Source organism: Brevundimonas naejangsanensis (genome assembly GCF_000635915.2).
GTDB lineage: Bacteria > Pseudomonadota > Alphaproteobacteria > Caulobacterales > Caulobacteraceae > Brevundimonas > Brevundimonas sanguinis.
The window spans coordinates 1,171,447-1,189,491 of record NZ_CP015614.1 but is presented as its reverse complement, the minus strand read 5'-3'; the positions used below and the strand labels follow the sequence as shown (position 1 = coordinate 1,189,491).

Genomic DNA, 18,045 nt, shown 5'->3' with positions numbered 1-18,045 from the left:
GTGGAGGTGATGATCGCCCATCGATATCGGGTGGGCTCAACTTCTGGCTTACTTTACGGCTGCATAGAATCAAACCTCTGGTAGAGATTGCGTGGGGCAGACGGGGCAATCTCGATGAAGTCGGAGCGGTACCGCAACATCAGCTACGCGACCGTAGGTGGTTTCGAGGCGGTACTGACAGACGGCAAGACCGTTTCGGTCCGCGGAGAAGCCACGCGGGAAGTGCTGGGGCGAGGCACGCTCATCGAACACCCGCAGGAACGGTTTCCGTTTCTACCGGGGCGACTGGGTGATCCGTTCGCCTTGGTAGCCGAGTGTCTCTGGGTCCTTGCGGGGCGAAACGACCTCGACTGGCTGATCCATTACCTTCCTCGCGCCGCCCAGTTCTCCGACGACGGCATGGTGTGGCGTGCGGGATATGGACCGCGGCTCAGGGATTGGCAGGGGGTCGACCAGCTGGCCGAAGTCTTTCGGCTTCTAAGCACCGACCACGCTACCCGACGCGCAGTCATGAGCCTGTTCGATCCCGGGTCCGACTTCGGTACCTCCCAGGATATCCCATGCAACAACTGGCTGAGCTGGTTGATCAGAGACGGCCGTCTCCTGCTCAATGTCGCCGTACGCAGCAACGACGCGATGTGGGGGTTCTCGGGCATCAATGCGTTCGAGTGGAGCGTCCTCCAGGAACTGTTGGCGAACTGGCTAGGCGTTGAACCCGGCCCGACCTATTTCCTGGCCTCCTCGTTCCACATTTACGAACGTGACCGGCATCTCGAACGCGCGGCCGCAGTCGTGGACGCGTTTCCCGGCGTGACGCCGTACGACTTCAACGTCGCGACACCGCGGCTGGGTGTCGCCCACGACCGTATGGATGCCGCCCTTGCAGAATGGTTCGCGGCCGAAGCGCGCGTTCGCCAAGACCCCGACATCTGGCCGATCGACAGTGCGCCGTCGGATCCATTCCTCCTCGCCTCGCTTCGGATAGTTCGCCTCAAATGGGGAGCCGAAATCTGGACGGAAGACAGGCTGAAGAACGAACTTCATGCGTGCCCGGACGACGATTTTACCGCGGCGACTTATGAACGCCTGGCGCGGCGTCTGCCGAGCTTGCTGGACGACATCCCACAGCCCTGCGCGCGCGCTTACTTCGCTCGGGCGACGCACCGGCCCTCCCTCACTAATGGTCTAATTCAGGCTATGGATTGTTTACATCGAGAGAAAAACGCGGGTTACGGCGCGGCTTGGAAGCGGCGCGGCGAGCGTATCAGCATTCTCCCCAACATTGCGCGCAAGGTCGATCGGCTCGGACACTTCCGCAGCTCTGGAGTGGATCTCGCCGGTGAGACGCTCTTCGACACGGCAATCGACCTGGTGGTGTACGCGCTCAAATATGAGCTGTTTCTAGCGGAACAGGTTCCGTCGCTGGCTGAGCGCATCGGCCTGCAAGGTGCGGCGAGGGCCTATAGTGATCTCGACGACGATTTCACCGTGGCGCTCCGCCATGCGGGGGTGACGCCTTCGCCCGACCACGAGGTCGACCGAGAGTTGGCAGCGGCGGTCGACAGCTTCGAAGACCTATGGCCCAAAGTCGAAGCGGAAGCGGACCTCGAGGCGCGCATCGCCGCGGCAGGGCGGTTGCGCGTTCATGCGGCGCGGCTGGTCGGGGCGATCGCGCAGTCTCAGCCTCAAGTCCTTTCGGCGTTCATTCGTCAATGGAGTACGCGAGATGAAACCCCCACCGCCGCGTAGCATTGATATGAGCCCCGACGACTTGTCGACGCTGCTCGAAACTCTCAAGCAGGAGCTGTCAGCTCGCCCCGAGACCGACACTCTCGGCATCCTGGGCGTCGGCCCCGCCGCCTATGATATCGAGGCCTGGCTGAACGCTGGGGGATTGGGCGCCCGTTTGACAGGGGTCTACGACACGCCTCACGAAGCCGGGCTCCGCTGCCGACCGATGGAGGCGCTGGTGCGCGATCGCCCCGAGGTCCTGATCGTAGCTTCGGACAAGCGCAAGGAGGCGCTGATCGAGGCGGCTTTACCCTACATCGAGGCGAGCGTTCGGCTGCTCATTGGAGGGTTCGATCACTTCCGATACCGTGATCCGACTTTTGAGCAAGAAACCGCCAACGCGCTCGTGCCCTCCTTCGCGAACGGATATCCGAACTGCCTAATCCATCTATGGCAGGTCCTTCAGAACGCCGCGCGCTTGGGCCTCGACGGGACGATCGTGGAGTTCGGAATGTTCCGGGGTGGGACAACCATGCTGCTCTCTCGTTTCGCCGAGCGCCTGGGCAAGGACTGGCCGGTCGTCGGGTTTGACACCTTCGACGGCTTTCCCTCGCCCCGCAGTCCTCTGGACATGTATTCCCACCCAGACTGCGTCTTTCTGGACGAAGCCGCAGCGCGCCGGTATCTCGCGGGACGAAACGTCGAGATCATCTCCGGCGATATCGTCAAAACTGCATCCCGATTGGCGGACCGGGATATCGTGCTGGCGTTCATCGATACCGACAACTATACTTCGGCGACCGCAGCGCTCGATGCCGTTCAAAATCAGATCGTCCCTGGCGGCGCCATAGTGTTTGACCACTTCACCGGTGTGGACCGTTTTCTGTACACCTTGGGCGAACGCGTGGCCGCCAAGCGCCTTCTCGGCGACCCCCGATTCTTCAACCTGCACGGCACCGGCGTATTTCTTCGGCAGTCCTCGTGATGATAGTCATCAAGACACGCAAGAAGCCGAAGCCTCGGCGCGGCGTTTACGAGCTGTATTGGCGGTTCGCCTCTAGACGGCAGGCTGCGTTCGAACGTCGTCTCGCGGGCAAATGCGCGCCTTGGTCCGACGATCCCATCCTGCAGGAGTTTAAATTCTGCAACGTGTACCGTGCGGCTGATCGAGTCTCGCAGTATATGATCCGGAACGTCTGCTACGCCGAGGACGCCGGCAGTCCCGCTGACCGCGCCTTTCAGATCGTCGCCTTTAGGACCTTCAGCAAGATCCGTACTTGGGAGAAATTGACAACGCTTTTGGACGGGCCACCGCGTATCCAAGACTTGGCGGACGGCAGATTTGTTGCCGCGCTCAATCAGATCAAGCGCGAGGACGGTGGCCTGTACACAGGAGCCTTCATTTTGTGCGCGAACAAGGCGTTTGGGCACGACGAGAAACATCACAACCATGCCGCCCTGTTTGAGAAGATGTTCGTGCAGGACGCCGTCGCGGATCGGCTGATCGGCGCGAACGCCTTCGAGAGCATCGTCCGAACGCTTGAGGGCTACCCTCTCATGGGTCCGTTTATGGCCTATCAGACAGCAGTTGATCTCAACTATTCCGAACTCACGGATTTCAGTGAGAATGACTATACGCAGGCCGGGCCGGGAGCTGTGCGCGGCCTAGCCAAAGTATTCGAGGACTTAGGCGATTACACGCCCTCCGAAGCGATCAAATTGATGGTCGACCAGCAGGAGGCTGAGTTCGAGCGGCTAGATCTGCCATTTCTTGGCCTGTTCGGGCGGCCATTGCATGCAATCGACTGTCAGGGTCTCTTCTGCGAGACCGATAAATACTGCAGAGAGGCCGCGCCCGAGCTTGCAAGCAATCGGTCGCGGATAAAGGCTCGCTACCGTCCCTCATCGACATCGCTTGAACTCTTCTTTCCACCGAAGTGGCGGCTCGCGCCGCCTGTACGAACCATGCCTGCAGGCTCCCTGCAGGCCCAGCCGGACTTGTTCGCCAGCGCCTAGCTAGCGAGCAGCCCACAGTTTGGGGCAGTCACCCTGACCAAAAGCGGCTGTTCTGGAGGGCCGCTTTGAGTCAGAAGCGGACCTCCGTCTTCGCTTCTAGCGTTTATCCACAACCTATCTACGTCTAGTGTTTCGTGCCCATCGCGCCTCTGCAGCCGCCCTGAGCGCGTTGAGGTTTGCAACACAAGCGCTGTCGCCGAGCGCAACGGCCGCTTCTCTCAAACTGCATTATTTTCGGTGTTAATTCAGCCATTTATGGCTGCAACAGTTTCCGAACATGTGCAGTCTGTGAAATGGGAATGACCCGAAGGCTCCCCCTCCAATCCGATCCTGGCCGGATCGTCCCACGCGGACGACGGGATGGATGAAGCCGAAAACGTGCTTCGCGCGTAGCGGCTCCGTTCGCAAGGCCATCCAGACGAGCTTGCAACCCGGCCCGTCGAGACGCTCAATAGCTCCAGCGGAGGCCCAGGCGTAGGGTGCGCGGCGGGCTGTAGCCCTCGACACCCGTTCCCGTCTCGGACACCTCGACCGCTTCGTCGAACAGGTTGTCGGCGGCGACCCAGATCATGGCGGCGGGCGTCAGCCTCCATTCGGCGCGCGCGTCCACCACGACAGCAGCGTCCAGAACGCGGCTGTTCAGATCGTCTTCGAACCGTTTGCTCTCATAACGAGCCTGGGCGGCCAGGGTCAGGCGGTCACCGGCGCGCCAGTCCAGGCCGGCTGTGGCGCTCCAGATCGGCGCCTGGGCCGGACGCAGGCCCGTCAGCTGCGGCGCCGCCGAGCCGCCGTCCATGCGGGCGTCGGTGACGGAAACGGCGCCGTCCAAGCTCAGACCGCCGGGCAGGCTGCGGCGCGCCGTCAGCTCGATCCCTGTCGCTTCGATGGTCCCGGCGTTCTGACGTTGGCGCAGCACGCCGCCGGCCGGAACAAAGCCCGCGCGTGGAAAGGTTCCCGGCCCTTCGCCGATGGTCACGTTGACGATAGCGTCCTCGATCCGGTTCCAGAACAGGGTCGCGCCGAAAGCCGCGATCGGCCCCTCATAGGCCAGGCCCGCCTCCGCACCCTGAAGGGTCTCGGGAACCAGGGCGGCGTTGGCCTCGGTCAGGTCGTTGTCGACCCGGAACGGGCGGTGCAGCTCGTTCAGGGTGGCGGGCCGAAATCCGGAATAGGCGGCCGCCCGCCCCGCCCAGCCGCCGCCGAGGAAACGCCGCGCCGCCAGACGTGCGCTGATCACCTCGCCTGAGCGGTCGGGGTCAGTCTCGTCCAGGGTCGCCGCTTCGACGGCCCGATCACGCTCCAGACGGCGGCCGTTCTTGTTCTTCCAGCCGTCCAGACGCAGGCCCCCGGCCACCAGCCACAGATCGTTGCGCCACGACGCCTCGGCATACAGACCCGCCACCGAGGTCTGGCCGCCCGCCACGCGGTCGCGGGTGAAGGCGCCGTCCATGAAGCGGAAGCGTTCGCGGGTCTCGCCTTCGTTGAAGCGGGCGTCGGCGCCCAACTCCCATTCCAGCCGTCCGCCCGCCACGTTGCGCGAGGCGCGGCGCAGCGCGGCGTTGACGCCCCAGCCGGTTGCGGGCGTCTCATACTGATCATTAGCGGGCGTGGTCGCGTTGCGGTCCGCCGCAACCGCGACGGAGGTGTTGGCGAAGTCGCTCGCGCGTCGCCAGGCCTGCAATCGCCAGCCATAGTCGCCGTCCTGCGGCCGCTTCGCCGCCGTGGCCGACAGCAGGTGGCCGCTGGCGCTGGACCGCGCGCCCATGAGGCCCGAGCCGCGCTCTTCGTCATAGGCCGAGGCGCGCAGCGACAGACGGGCCTCGCCCAGCGGCGCGTCCAGCCGCAGCGCCGCCGCCTTGCTCGTCAGATCCAGCGGCGTGTCCGCCGCCCCGGCCGCCGCGCCGCGCACGGGCGTATAGCCGTCGCTGGTCTCATAAAGGGCCGAGCCCGTCAGGCGCAGAGGGCCGGCGTCGAGCCCGCCCGCCCCGGCCAGGCGCGCCCCGCCCCTTTCGGCGATCGAGGCGTCCACCCCGCCGCCGCGTTCCCGTTCGCGCAGCTGGATCACCCCGGTCAGCGCGCCCGCGCCATAGGGACCGGCCCCGGCGCCGCGCACGATATCGAGGCTTTCCAGAGCCTCGGTCGGCAGTTGCGACCACAGGACCCAGCCGCCGAATGGATCATTCAGCGGCACGCCGTCCAGAGTCACCAGGGTGCGCCCCGCCCCTGACGGCGCGATGGCGCGAAGGGAGATCCCCTGCGTCGTCGGATTGGCGGACAGGCTGGTGGTGCGCCGGAACAGGGAGACCGCAGGCACGCTGGCCAGAGCCTCGTCCAGCCGCGTCGACCGATCGAGCGCAAGCCCATCCAGCCGCACGATCGAAAAGGCCGCCTCCCCCGCCGCCGGCGGCAGACGCGCCGCTGTGACCGCGACTTCGTCCACGGAAACCGGCTGAGACTCGAGCACTCTACTTCTCCTGAGACGCTACCTGGGGGGCAAGGCCTTAGCGAGATACGCGATGACGGCGTCGATGTCGTCCGCCGATGCCGGCGTGCCCTTGGCTTCCATCCGAGCCACGATGGATGCCCACTCGGCCTCTGTATGTCCCGCCGCCGTCACAAGGATGAGGGCGCCGCCCGATGACCTCGTTCACATAACCACGCGCGACCCTGTCCTGACCGTCTTTGAAAAGCACCGGGATGCCTTGCCCCGCTAGCACACAGCGGCGCCCGGACGGGCCCGCCGGTTCCGTCTGAGCGGGATCCCTGTCGCCAAGGCCGGATGCTTCAGCCCGCGTTGATGATCACCTTCAGCGCCTTGGTCTCGGCCGCGCGGCCGAACGCGTCATAAGCTTCCAGGATTTGGTCGAGCGCGAATCGGTGCGTGATCAGGCGGGTCGGGTCGATCTTTCCGGACTGCACCGTCTTCATGAGCATCGGCGTCGTCGAGGTGTCGACCAGCCTGGTGGTGATGGCGATATTGCGCGACCATAGGGTTTCCAGGTGCAGCTGGGCCGGCTTGCCGTGGACGCCGATGTTCGCGATGACGCCGCCGGGAGCCACCAGGGACTCGCACAGTTCAAAGGTGGCCGGGACGCCCACCGCTTCAATGGCGGTATCGACGCCGCGCCCTCCGGTGAGCTTCAAAACATGGTCGGCGGCATCGACGGCGCTGCTGTTGATCGTCTGCGTAGCGCCGAAGCGACGCGCAACGTCCAGACGGTTGTCATCGAGATCGATCATGATGATCTCGGCGGGAGAGTAGAGTTGGGCGGTCAGCAGAGCGGCCAGCCCGATCGGCCCCGCCCCGACAATGGCGACGCTCGCGCCCGGCGCGACCTTGCCGTTTAGAACCCCGCATTCGAAGCCCGTCGGCAGAATGTCGCTGAGCATGGCCATCGCCTCCTCGTCCGCCCCGTCAGGCAGAGGATAGAGACTCGTCTCCGCGTGAGGGATTCGAACGTATTCGGCCTGGGTCCCATCAATGGCGTTTCCCAGGATCCAACCGCCCGTCGAGCAATGGGAATACATGCCCCGGCGGCAGTATTCGCATTTTCCGCAGGACGAGATGCAGGAGATCAGAACCCGGTCCCCCGGCTTGAAAGTCGTGATGGCTGCGCCGACCGTTTCGATGACCCCCACGCCTTCATGGCCCAGAATCCGCCCCGGCGCGCAGGTGGGAACATCCCCTTTCAGAATATGCAGATCGGTGCCGCAAATCGTGGTTTTGACCATCTTGACGACGGCGTCGTCAGGAGCCTGGATTACGGGGATTGGACGGTCCTCGAGCGCCTTCTGGCCGGGCCCTTTGTAGACAAGCGCCTTCATAGCGGCTTCCTCCGGCATGATATCGAAAAGCCGCATCACCAGGCGGCTTGGCCCCATCATCACGCCTTGGCGCCAGTCCTCACTTGATCGACGTCAAGTTTTGCGATCCGCAGGGCCGAATTCGAACGCAGGCGGCAGTCCGCCAATCCAGACTGGCCAACAGAGAAATCATCTGCCCGGCGGAATGAGCACCCCTGCCCCGACAAAGGCGCCGCGGCGCAGGTCGTCAAGCGCCTGATTAGCGCGGGACAGCGGATAGGTCGTGACCGTGGGGCGCACGCCGGCCCGCGCAGCGCGGGCAAGATAGTCTCTGCCGTCCTGGCGGGTCAGGTTGGCGACCGAGACGAGCCGTCGCTCTTCCCACAGCAAGGCATAGGGAAACGAAGGTATATCGCTCATGCAGATGCCTCCGCAGACAACGACGCCGCCCTTGCGCACCGCCTTGAGCGCGAGCGGAATCAAGTCTCCGACCGGCGCGAAGAGAACGGCTGCGTCGAGGGCGACAGGCGCCGTTTCATCAGAGCCGCCCGCCCAGCTGCAGCCAAGCGTGAGCGCAAGCTCCTGGCCGGCAGCGTCGGCGGGCCGCGTGAAGGCGTAGACGGACTGTCCCTCGAAAATCGCCAGTTGCGCCAGAAGATGGGCCGCCGCGCCAAAGCCGTAGAGCCCCAGATGACGCACCGGCCTGTGCTCGCAGGCCTTGCGCCAGGCTCGAAACCCGATCAGGCCGGCGCACAACAGGGGCGCCGCCTCGACATCGCCCAGGACTGATGGGATCGGCAGGCAGTAATCCGCGCGTGCGATCATCTGGTCGGCGTAGCCGCCGTCGCGGGTCCAGCCGTTGAAGGCGGGATGATCGCACAGGTTCTCCTCTCCATCCCGGCAGTATCGGCACAAACCGCAAGTCTGGGCGAGCCAGGGAGCGCCGACCCGGTCCCCGATCTTGAGCCCCTGCGCCTGCGGGCCGACAGCCTCCACAATCCCGACGACTTCGTGACCGGGAACAAGCGGGCGTCTCAGGGAAGGAAGGTCGCCGTCCACGACATGAAGATCTGTCCGACACACGCCGCAGGCCCGGACCTGCAATCGGACCTCGCCCGGCCCCGGTTCGGGATCCGGTCGGGCGACCTCGACGAGCCGCATGCCGGGCGCAGACAGAGACATGGCGATCATCGTCTCATGAGACTCCGTTTCCCCATCCTCGCCTTGACCATCGTCAAGGCGGCGGCTCGCGGCCGGCCTCAGACTGGACAATCCGCGAGGTCGCTCGTTTTCTCGCTCGGCCCATGGGAGGCGAAACCTTGAACGCAGGCCGCCATCGGTTTCGGGTGCGCGCCCTGATCCTGGACGTCGACGGCGTATTGCTGGATTCTCCTCATGAGCAAGCTTGGCGCGACGCTCTGACGGGGCTTGCCGATCCTTCGCGGTTCACCTCTCGGATCTACCGGGAAGAGGTCGCCGGAAAGCCTCGGTTGCAGGGTGCTGTTTCCGCTCTGAAAGCCCTAGGCGTCGGGAACGCCGAAGGCGAGGCTGACGCCTATGCAATCCGCAAACAGGCCCGACTGGAGGCCCTAATCCGAAGCGGCGGCGTTCGGCCCTTTCTGGATGGGCTGCGTTTTGTCGAGCGCGCCGCTGCGGCCGGCCTGCCGATGGCGGTCGCCTCCGCATCCCGCAACGCCGACGCCATGCTGAGACGCTGCAAGCGCTCGGACGGCGGGTCCTTGCTAGAATGCTTCAGCGTCAATCTGAACGGCTGTGACAACGGTCCCGGAAAGCCAGATCCCTGGATCGTCCTGCGCGCCGCCGCTGAACTCAGGATCCCGCCGCGGGCCTGCCTGGTCGTAGAAGACGCGCCGACGGGCGTGAGGGCGGCGCGCGCTGCGAGCGCCCTAGCGCTGGGCGTGGCACGATCGGGCGACGCCGGCCCCCTCCGCGCAGCCGGCGCCTGTCGCGTCGTGTCCAGTCTAGACGAGGTCGATATCGAAGGCCTGACGAGCGGCCTCTGGATGGACGCTTGCGCATGAGCCGCGTCTGGGTCCCCGAAGTCGTTTTCACCCCAACCGACGATCCGACGTGGCGGCTGTCGCAGGTGGGCTACGACCCTCTGCGTAAAAGCAGCCAAGCCTCGCGTTTCGCGGTCAGCAACGGCTTTCTCGGAATCAGGGGCGAGCGATCCTTCACACGGGGCCGCCGGGGGGCCTTCCCGAACGCCGCCTATGTGGCGGGCCTTTTCGACCGCACTGGCGAAGCTGGCGGCGTCCCTGTGCTGTTGCCCATCGCGGACTGGCTGCAGGTGCATCTCCAGATCGACGGCGTCGGCTTCGTGGAGGACCCGGCTGACGCGCCATCCCACAGGATGGAGCTGGATATGCGCCGCGGGATGGTCCTCAGCGATTGCATCCACGTCGTCGGCGGCTTGCGCGCCCGCACCCGCACGCTTCGTCTCGTGTCGCTCAGGGATCGTGCCATAGGACTTCAGCTGATCCGGATGGACATGCTGGACGGCGCGCAGGAAGTCTTCCTGGAAGCGTCGCTCGACGGGGCGCATCACGGCCTGGTTCACCGCGTCACTGAGCCGGGCCTGACGCTGTGGCGAACGCGACGGTCGGGCATCGAAATCGCCATCACAACGGCCCCGACTCTGAAGATCGATGGATGGACGTCAGCGCCGAGAACGATTGGCCCCTTGCGCTCCGTCTGGGCGTGGAAGACCCAGCCCGGTCAGGTGGTGGAGTTCCAGCGCATAGTCAGTGTCGCCCGCGCCGGCGATGACGCCGCCGCCGCCGCGCATTCAGCGCTTAGCCGTGCCGTCCGGCGCGGCCCGGCAGGCCTGGTCGCGGATCATGAGACGGCCTGGTCAGAGCGCTGGGCCTGCAGCGCCATTGAGATCGACGGCGACCCCGCAGCCCAGCGCGCCCTGCGCTTCGCCGCATACCATCTCAACAGCGCCGCCAATCCAAGCGACGCCCATGTCTCCATTGGCGCTCGGGGGCTCACAGGGAGCGACTATGGGGGGCATGTCTTCTGGGATACGGAAATCTTTCTGCTGCCCTTCTACTGCGCCGTCTGGCCCGAAGCGGCGCGTGCTCTGCTGATGTATCGCTTCCACACTCTAGAGGCCGCCCGGCGGAAGGCGGCGCGTCTGGGCTGGCGCGGCGCCCTGTACGCATGGGAGTCGGCCGACACCGGAGATGAGGCCGCCCCCCCCTTCTCCATCGCGCCGGATCGCCAGGTTCTCGGCATCCTGACCGGAACGCGGGAGCAGCACATCAGCGCGGATGTGGCCTACGGCGTTTGGCGGTATTGGATCGCCACCGGGGATGAGGGATTTTTACGCGAAGCGGGCGCTGAAATTTTGCTGGAGACCGCTCGGTTCTGGGTCAGCCGCGCCGTTCCAGAGCCGGACGGTCGCCGCCAGATCCGCAATGTGATCGGACCAGACGAATATCACGAGGGGATCGACGACAACGCCTTCACCAATCTTATGGCGCGCTGGAACATCTATCGCGGGATCGAAGCAGCTTCCCTTCTTCAGAGTCGGTGGCCCCGGCGTTGGACAGAACTCTCCGACCAACTGGGATTGGAGGCGGGCGAAATCGACCAGTGGCGCATCGCGGCCGAGACGATAGAGACAGGCTTCGACCCGGGCGCCGGCCTCTATGAGCAGTTCGCGGGTTTCTTCGACCTGGAGCCGATCGATCTGTCTCGATATGCGGGGCGCAGCGTGCCGATGGACATTGTCCTGGGACGAGAGCGGACGCGACGAAGCCAGGTGATCAAGCAGGCGGACGTACTCGCTCTGCTGGCTCTTTTGCCCGACGCCTTCGTCGAAGACGCGGGCAAACGAAACTTCTCCTACTACGAGCCCCGCTGCGGCCACGGCAGTTCCTTGAGCACCGCCCTACACGGGTTGGTCGCCGCCCGCCTGGGCGAGACCGACAAGGCCCTGGACTATTTTCATCGAACGGCGGCCATCGACCTGGCCGACGCAGCAGCAGCCATCGGCGGCGGCGTTCACATCGGCGCTCTGGGGGGCCTCTGGATGACCGCTATCCACGGTTTTGCGGGCGTCGCCTATGGGGAGGAAGCGATCAGCTTCGCCCCTCGCCTTCCGCCTGGATGGACCCGGATGGCCTTCAGGCTCCAATGGCGGGGCCGCCAGGTCCGGTGCGAGATTGAGCAGACAAATCGTCTGACGCTCGTCCTTGAGCGCGGAGCGTCGATGACCGCCCGTGTCGAGGAGAGGGATCTGGCGCTGGATACCGGCTGTCCGCTCGAGGTTCCTCTCGACGGCCTCTCTGCAGTGAAGAGCGTCAACTGAGGGACAGCCCATGAGCAATCACGCGCCCTTGGGGCGCTCTTTATATTCAAGCCAGTCACTCCGAACCATGCCCCTACCGGCGCGCGACGGCCTGGCGCTTTGGGAGACCCGACATGTCCGACCCATGGGATCTGGCGACAGCAGCGCATCGATGGTTCAATCTTGCGCCGGACAAGCTCACTGAACGTCAACGCCGTGTGCTGAAACGCACCAAGGCGCGCCGAACGATCGCCCTCGATACGAACGCCGATTTCACACAGGCGCTGACTTTTGGGCAGAGACTGGCTGATCGCGTGGCGTCAATCGGCGGCTCATGGGGCTTTATTATTGGTTTTGGTCTGGTTCTGGCGGCTTGGGTCGGCCTTAACAGCTTGCTGGCGGCCAGGGCGTTTGATCCCTACCCCTTTATCTTTCTCAATCTTCTGCTCTCGATGTTGGCCGCAATCCAGGCCCCGATCATTATGATGAGTCAGAACCGCCAGGCCCTGAAGGACCGCCTGGACGCGGCGCACGACTATGAGGTCAACCTCAAGGCCGAGATCGAGATCATCGCGCTTCACGACAAATTGGATCAGATGCGCAGCCAGGACATGGAGCAACTGATCCGCCGCCAAGAGGATCAGATAGCGCTTCTAACCCGTCTGCTGGACGCTGCCTCGCGCCCGCCCGCCGGGTAGAGGACTTCTAAGCGGGATCGGTTCAGTCCGGCTATGACCGGCTTGCGACTGGTCGCGGCACGCAGGGGGCGCGGGGATTTACGCTTCGCCTGTCGTCGCAGACGGAATTTGACCGTCGTCAAGGCCGAGGTACCGCCCAGCCGCCCATATGCTGCGTTCGGAGCGGCAAACATGACGATCAAGACCTTACTGGTCAGCGCGAGCAATGATGTTGGACGAGACGCTCGCTTTGATCTTGCTTGCGATCTGGCCAAGGCCTTACACGCTCGTCTGATCGGCGTGGGCGCCTGTGCGTTGGAGGCGGTTCCAACCGATCCCTTCTGGGCGGGCGCCATGACGGGAGAACTGCTCGGCCTCTATCGCGACATGGCCGCCCAGGAGGTCAGCGAAGGCCGGTCGAGTTTCGAAATGGTCGCCGCAGCTCGGGCGGCCGAGACCGGCTGGATCGGCATGATCGAACATCCCGCTACGGTGCTGAACGCAGCCGCTCGCGCCGCAGACCTCATCCTCGTCGCCGGTCCCAACGACACGACTCCGTTTCGCGGCCCCGACCCGGTCGAAGTGATCACCGGCGCGGGACGGCCTGTTCTGGTCGTTCCGGCCGCGCCGCTCGCCTCCCCGCTCGGTCGGCCCGCCGTCATTGCGTGGAAGGACAGTCGCGAAAGCCGCCTTGCCGCCGCTGCGGCCCTGCCCCTGCTGAAAAAGGCCAGGGACGCCCACGTGCTCGCCGTCTGTCCCGAGGATCAAGCGGACATCGCCAACATCCAGCTCGCCGATGTCGCAGCCTGGCTGGGCCGGCACGGCGTGAAGGCTTCGTCTGAGGTGCTCGTACGCAATGAGACCAAGACGGCCCGTCGTCTGCTGGATCGCGCCGCTGCATTAAACGCAGGTTTGATTGTAGCGGGGGCCTATGGGCACCTGCGGCTGACGGAATGGGTTCTGGGCGGTGTTACGCGATCGCTCTTGGCCGACAGCGAGCTCTGTCTGCTCATGGCGCGGTAGACGGTCGCCGACGACCACTAGCCCGGCCTTCCGGGCGGGGGCTGGCCGCGCCCCGATCTGGTTTGCCTTCACTAGGCTTTCGGAGTCTGGTGCAAAGGCGATCGGGAGAACAGCGATGCCCCACAGTGAAACCCACAGGGTCGAACGCATCGGCTGGCTAAGAGCGGCGGTGCTCGGCGCCAACGACGGCCTCGTCTCGACTGCAAGCTTGATCGTGGGGGTCGCCGCAGCGGCCTCCGGCCACGGCGCGGTCCTGGTCGCCGGCGTCGCAGGCCTAGCCGCCGGCGCGATGTCGATGGCCGCCGGCGAAGATGTTTCCGTCAGCTCCCAGTCCGACACCGAAAAGGCGGATCTTCAGCGCGAGACGTCAGAGCTGGCCGGAGACCCCGAGGCAGAGGTTCGGGAATTGGCCGGAATCTACGCCGCGCGCGGGGTCGCCCCCGACCTGGCCACGGAAGTCGCGAAACAGATGATGGCGCATGACGCGCTCGGCGCCCATGCCCGGGATGAACTCGGCATATCCGAAATCACAACCGCGCGTCCCATTCAGGCGGCGATCACCTCGGCCGTAACCTTTTCCGCCGGAGCCGCCCTCCCCCTTGTCGTAGCCGCCTTCGCGCCCATGAACGGTCTGGGGCTGTGGGTCGCAGGATCGGCCTTGCTCGGACTGGCCTTACTGGGCGCTCTGGGAGCCAAAGCAGGAGGCGCTCCCGTCAACCGATCCGTCGCGCGCGTGGTCTTCTGGGGAGCGCTCGCCATGGCCATCACCGCCGGGGTCGGTCGCCTCTTCGGCGTCGCTGCCTGACCGGACAGCTGCGCTGGTTTCATCGAGCGATCTGACGACCAGCTTTGCAAACACTCCCGTCAAGCCTGCCGCCGCGACGATCATACCCCAGTCCATCCAATGCAGCGGTTTCAGCGCCAGCAATCCCGCCACCACCGGGGTTTGAACAAAAAGGATCAGACTGACGATCGTGCCGCCCACGACGATCCGCGAGGTCAAACTGGCCAGCCGGCTCAACACCGCGGCGACGGCGGCGCTCATAGCGATCAAAGCGCCGAGCGCGACCGCCCTAGCATGGTCGACATCGACACCGCCCCCGAGGGCGTGATCAAATCCGAAAAAGATCACGCCGGCGAGCGCCGCCCCGGAGAGGGCGATGATCAGCCAGGAGCGCGGTCCAAAGAAGCGCGCTTTTCCGCTACGCAGCGTCGGCAGCAATTGACCGGCCTGCGGGGCCTCCTGGAATGCAAGCATCGCAGTTGGATGGATGATCAGTTCCAGCCAGACGATATGGACCGGCAGATAGAGCAGCGGATATCCCGCCAGAGGGATCGCGGCGGCGCTCAGGACCAGCGGAATGTGCACCATGAGAAGGTAGATGAATGACAGCTGCAGATTCCGAAAGAGCTGGCGCCCCTCGCGGATCGCCTCAACGATTGTTCGAAAGTTGTCGTCGAGAAGCACGACGGCGGCGACCTCCCGCGCGCTTTCGGTTCCCCGCTCGCCCATCGCAATTCCGATGTCCGCAATCTGGAGCGCCGGAACGTCGTTGACGCCGTCGCCGGTCACCGCAACGACGTCGCCCAAGCGCTGCAACGTTTGCACGAGCCTGAGTTTCTGGGCCGGCGCGGCCCGAGCCATGACGTCTAAATCAAGCGCCGCTGCAGCGAAGGCGTCCTCATCCTTTCCGTCCAGCTCGTCGGCCTCCACGACGTTCAGCCGCGCGGCGCCCAACCCCGCCTCACGCGCGATGGCCTTCGCTGTTCCGGGATGATCGCCTGTAACCATGACGACGCGAATGCCAGCCTGCCGGCACGCCATCACGGCCTCGCGCACGCCCTCGCGGACCGGGTCTTCCAGGGCGAGCAGACCGCTCGGAGAAAAGCCGTCAACCGGTTCGCTCGCCAAGTCCGGGCGACGGTCGAGCGTCTTGGTTGCGATCGCAATGACCTTATGGCCGCCTTCAGCATAGAGGCCGACCTGCTTGCGCAGGCGATCAACTTGCTCCTCACTCCCGGCGCATAGGTCGAAGACGGTCTCGGGCGCTCCCTTGACCACGGCTATGCAGTCTCCATTCGCGCCCCGCACGATCGCCGTCTCTCTGCGCCGAGCCGCCGTGAAGGGGAAGGTCGCCAACCGTTGAAACCTCTCCCCGGCCGCCGCCGCGATCAGGGCCTCGTCAAGCGGATCGGCGCTGTCTGCGCGCGCTGCCGCAGCCGCGAGAACCCCTAAGGTTTCTGCCGTGAGGTCAGAGGCGGGACAGCTATGAGCCAGCCTCAGCCTCCCCTCCGTCAGCGTCCCTGTCTTGTCGGAACAGATGCAGGTGATCCGCCCCATGTTCTCGATCGCCACGGCACGCCGAACAAGCGCTTTGCGCCGAGCGATCCGGTAGACGCCGACGCCGAGAAAGAAGGTGAAGACGACAGGAAACTCCTCCGGCATGGCGGCGATGGCGAGCGTCGCGGCGCTGAGGAAGGCGTCCAGCAGTCCGTGGCCCTGCAGCAGCCGTATCGCCGCCAACGCCACGCATAGCGCAAGAGAAGCCGCCAGCAGCAAACCCACCAACCGGGCGATGGCGTGTTGCAGAGGCGTGCGGACGTGACCGCCTAGGCGGGCGGATCGAGCGATTTCGCCGTACAGCGTATCAGACCCTGTATTGACGACCCGCGCGCGAGCTTGACCGGTCAGGACCTGCGTGCCGGCGAACCCCCAATGCGCCGCCTCGGCCGAAGAAAGGCCCTGCAGCGGACCCTCCACGGGCCGCTTGCCGACCGGCCACGCTTCGCCAGTCAGGGAAGACTCGTCGACCTGGATTTCTTGGCCCGCCAGAACAAGGACGTCTGCGGGGAAAGGCGCGCCGGCTCCGACTTCGATCAGATCCCCCGGAACGACTTCACGCGCAGGGATCGTAATGGAGACGCCGCTTCTGACAACGCTCGCCTGAGCGGCAAGGCGGCGCGACAGCGAGCGAGTCGAGGCCTGCGTTCGACGATGAAGAAATAGATCCATGCCGATCATCGGCGCCAGGGCGACGGCTAGAACGGCTGCTTCCGTATAATCTCCGAGAACAGAAAAGAGCAGGCTCAACGTCAGGAGGAACCAGAGCATGGGATCGCGCGCGGTGTTCCTGAGCAAGGTCCGCCAGGTAGAAGGCGCCTCCGCTACGATGTCGTTGAAGCCGAACCGGGCCCGACGCGCCGACGCCATCTCGTTGGTGAGACCCACATCGTCACCCCCTAGGTCGGCTAGGCGATCCTTAGGAATGCGGCGCATGGACATGAAGATCGGGTCCGTTCAGGGCAGGTGATAGACTTCCGCAGTCCCACGGCTCGTGCCCGTCCCGACGCCCGCTGCACTAAGGCCATGAACCTGGAACGCACGGGTTTTGCCCTGATAAGTCAGCATGCCGTCGCCCCACAAACCCGAGGCCCGCAGCGACGCTCCCACCGCGGAAGGTGTCGGTGGCGGAAGGCTCCTGTTGAGCTGCGGATGGACTGGCGAAGGCCAGCGCCGAAACGAACGCAAGTGCGACTGCAGCCGTTCATATGATTTCTCCTATTATGCAGGAGTCATGCAGCATTCCGCTCCAAGGTTTTTTGACCAAACTCAATTGCTGACCGGAATGAGCAGACTCCATCAGTGAGCCTCAGCGAAGCCAAGGTTGCTGCTGGGACCCTGGCCGAGGTGGAAGCCTTGAGAGGCGTCACCGGTCGCTATTGGTTGACAGTCCCCTAGGTATGTTCATGGCTCGCTGAAACGTGTTCGCATAACGCCGAATATTTAACTATACTCTCGCTTTCCTCCCAGCGAGTTTCGAGATGACGGCCGGGCTCGACGATCCATACGATGCGGTCCCCGTTCATACCTTGCCGGTCAGGGCGTGGACGCAAACGCTGGATCTCGCCCTCACCTACGGTTCCGGACAGCAGATTTACGCCGAAGGGGACCGAGCCCATTCGGTCTACACGGTCGTGTCCGGCGCGGTGCGCACCGTTCGGCATTCCGCCGATGGCCGTCGTCAGATTGGCGGCTTCTACTACCCTGGCGAGCTCTTCGGATTGGAAGCGGAGGAGGAGCGCCTCTTTGCAGCGGAAGCCATTCGGCCCACGCGGATCAGGTCGATCCGTCGAGAGACGGCCACGCAACGGGTCATTATCGAAACCGCCCTGCAGGAACTGAGCCGCGCCAATCAGCACCTGGCCATGCTGGGGCGTCGCTCTGCCGAGGAGAAAATCGCCAGTTTCCTCCTGGATCTGGCCCTCGCCGGCCCTGCGCATCAGGCGGCCCTGCCCATGAGCCGTCAGGATATGGCGGACTATCTGGGTTTGGCGCTGGAAACCGTCTCACGCGTCCTGGGTCGCTTCCAGGAGGAGGAGATCGTCGTCTTCGCCTCCTGCCGCGAGTTCAGTATCATAAAGCGTTTTCGGCTGCTGCGCCTGGCCTCCGCTTGAACGCGATTACCCTCCGGGCGC

The 18,045-nt window shown here is 64.8% G+C and carries 12 protein-coding genes and 1 pseudogene; 9 read left to right on the top strand and 4 right to left on the bottom strand.

Going from position 1 to position 18,045, the window contains the following annotated elements; all coding sequences use genetic code 11:
- Positions 1–114: 114 nt before the first annotated feature.
- The 3 genes from DA69_RS05660 to DA69_RS05650 are packed head-to-tail and all read left to right on the top strand — an operon-like array spanning position 115 to position 3,747.
- Positions 115–1,749, top strand: a complete 1,635-nt coding sequence (locus tag DA69_RS05660; RefSeq protein WP_025977033.1) for a thymidylate synthase — start codon at positions 115–117, stop codon at positions 1,747–1,749.
- Positions 1,750–1,771: 22 nt separating this feature from the next.
- Positions 1,772–2,716: a class I SAM-dependent methyltransferase gene (locus DA69_RS05655; protein ID WP_201105644.1), complete on the top strand. Its 945-nt coding sequence runs from the start codon at positions 1,772–1,774 to the stop codon at positions 2,714–2,716.
- On the top strand, positions 2,716–3,747 hold the full coding sequence (locus tag DA69_RS05650) for a nucleotide kinase domain-containing protein (RefSeq protein ID WP_025977035.1): 1,032 nt from the start codon (positions 2,716–2,718) through the stop codon (positions 3,745–3,747). Before DA69_RS05655 ends, DA69_RS05650 begins: the two co-directional genes overlap by 1 nt.
- Before the next feature lie 448 nt (positions 3,748–4,195).
- On the opposite strand, the gene DA69_RS05645 is transcribed toward DA69_RS05650, so the two are convergent.
- The 3 genes from DA69_RS05645 to DA69_RS05635 all read right to left on the bottom strand — a co-directional run bounded on the left by DA69_RS05645 (position 4,196) and on the right by DA69_RS05635 (position 8,742).
- Positions 4,196–6,211 carry a TonB-dependent receptor gene (locus DA69_RS05645; protein WP_025977036.1) on the bottom strand — a complete coding sequence of 672 codons (2,016 nt, stop codon included), beginning with the start codon at positions 6,209–6,211 and terminating at the stop codon, positions 4,196–4,198.
- Between the two features lie 320 nt (positions 6,212–6,531).
- Positions 6,532–7,572 carry a zinc-dependent alcohol dehydrogenase family protein gene (locus DA69_RS05640; RefSeq protein ID WP_025977038.1) on the bottom strand — a complete coding sequence of 347 codons (1,041 nt, stop codon included), beginning with the start codon at positions 7,570–7,572 and terminating at the stop codon, positions 6,532–6,534.
- 168 nt (positions 7,573–7,740) lie between these two features.
- A complete protein-coding gene (locus DA69_RS05635; RefSeq protein ID WP_025977039.1) occupies positions 7,741–8,742 on the bottom strand; it encodes a zinc-dependent alcohol dehydrogenase family protein in 1,002 nt (333 codons plus the stop codon).
- Positions 8,743–8,870: 128 nt separating this feature from the next.
- On the opposite strand from DA69_RS05635, the gene DA69_RS05630 reads away from it, so the two are divergent.
- The 5 genes from DA69_RS05630 to DA69_RS14875 all read left to right on the top strand — a co-directional run bounded on the left by DA69_RS05630 (position 8,871) and on the right by DA69_RS14875 (position 14,374).
- Positions 8,871–9,593: an HAD family hydrolase gene (locus DA69_RS05630; RefSeq protein WP_035302299.1), complete on the top strand. Its 723-nt coding sequence runs from the start codon at positions 8,871–8,873 to the stop codon at positions 9,591–9,593.
- Positions 9,590–11,890 (top strand): glycosyl hydrolase family 65 protein, encoded by a 2,301-nt coding sequence (locus DA69_RS05625; protein WP_025977041.1) that lies wholly within the window; start codon positions 9,590–9,592, stop codon positions 11,888–11,890. The genes DA69_RS05630 and DA69_RS05625 overlap by 4 nt, the downstream gene beginning before the upstream one ends.
- 113 nt (positions 11,891–12,003) lie before the next feature.
- Complete coding sequence (locus DA69_RS05620; RefSeq protein ID WP_025977042.1) at positions 12,004–12,567, top strand: DUF1003 domain-containing protein; 564 nt, start codon at positions 12,004–12,006, stop codon at positions 12,565–12,567.
- A 171-nt stretch (positions 12,568–12,738) separates the two neighbouring features.
- On the top strand, positions 12,739–13,569 hold the full coding sequence (locus DA69_RS05615; RefSeq protein WP_025977043.1) for a universal stress protein: 831 nt from the start codon (positions 12,739–12,741) through the stop codon (positions 13,567–13,569).
- Positions 13,570–13,684: 115 nt separating this feature from the next.
- On the top strand, positions 13,685–14,374 hold the full coding sequence (locus DA69_RS14875; protein WP_025977044.1) for a VIT1/CCC1 transporter family protein: 690 nt from the start codon (positions 13,685–13,687) through the stop codon (positions 14,372–14,374).
- 54 nt (positions 14,375–14,428) lie between these two features.
- Here DA69_RS14875 and DA69_RS05610 read toward each other — a convergent pair.
- Positions 14,429–16,846: pseudogene (locus DA69_RS05610) on the bottom strand (cation-translocating P-type ATPase); the annotation flags it as partial.
- 545 nt (positions 16,847–17,391) lie between these two features.
- Between DA69_RS05610 and DA69_RS05605 the strand changes: the two are divergent.
- Positions 17,392–18,024: a helix-turn-helix domain-containing protein gene (locus tag DA69_RS05605; protein ID WP_025977046.1), complete on the top strand. Its 633-nt coding sequence runs from the start codon at positions 17,392–17,394 to the stop codon at positions 18,022–18,024.
- Positions 18,025–18,045: the final 21 nt, after the last annotated feature.

Bases quoted from the DNA above. Each gene is read 5' to 3' on its own strand.
- DA69_RS14875 (WP_025977044.1), top strand. From the start codon at position 13,685: ATGCCCCACAGTGAAACCCACAGGGTCGAACGCATCGGCTGGCTAAGA.
- DA69_RS05620 (WP_025977042.1), top strand. From the start codon at position 12,004: ATGTCCGACCCATGGGATCTGGCGACAGCAGCGCATCGATGGTTCAAT.
- DA69_RS05640 (WP_025977038.1), bottom strand. From the start codon at position 7,572: ATGAAGGCGCTTGTCTACAAAGGGCCCGGCCAGAAGGCGCTCGAGGAC.
- DA69_RS05635 (WP_025977039.1), bottom strand. From the start codon at position 8,742: ATGATCGCCATGTCTCTGTCTGCGCCCGGCATGCGGCTCGTCGAGGTC.
- DA69_RS05650 (WP_025977035.1), top strand. From the start codon at position 2,716: ATGATAGTCATCAAGACACGCAAGAAGCCGAAGCCTCGGCGCGGCGTT.
- DA69_RS05625 (WP_025977041.1), top strand. From the start codon at position 9,590: ATGAGCCGCGTCTGGGTCCCCGAAGTCGTTTTCACCCCAACCGACGAT.
- DA69_RS05605 (WP_025977046.1), top strand. From the start codon at position 17,392: ATGACGGCCGGGCTCGACGATCCATACGATGCGGTCCCCGTTCATACC.
- DA69_RS05615 (WP_025977043.1), top strand. From the start codon at position 12,739: ATGACGATCAAGACCTTACTGGTCAGCGCGAGCAATGATGTTGGACGA.
- DA69_RS05660 (WP_025977033.1), top strand. From the start codon at position 115: ATGAAGTCGGAGCGGTACCGCAACATCAGCTACGCGACCGTAGGTGGT.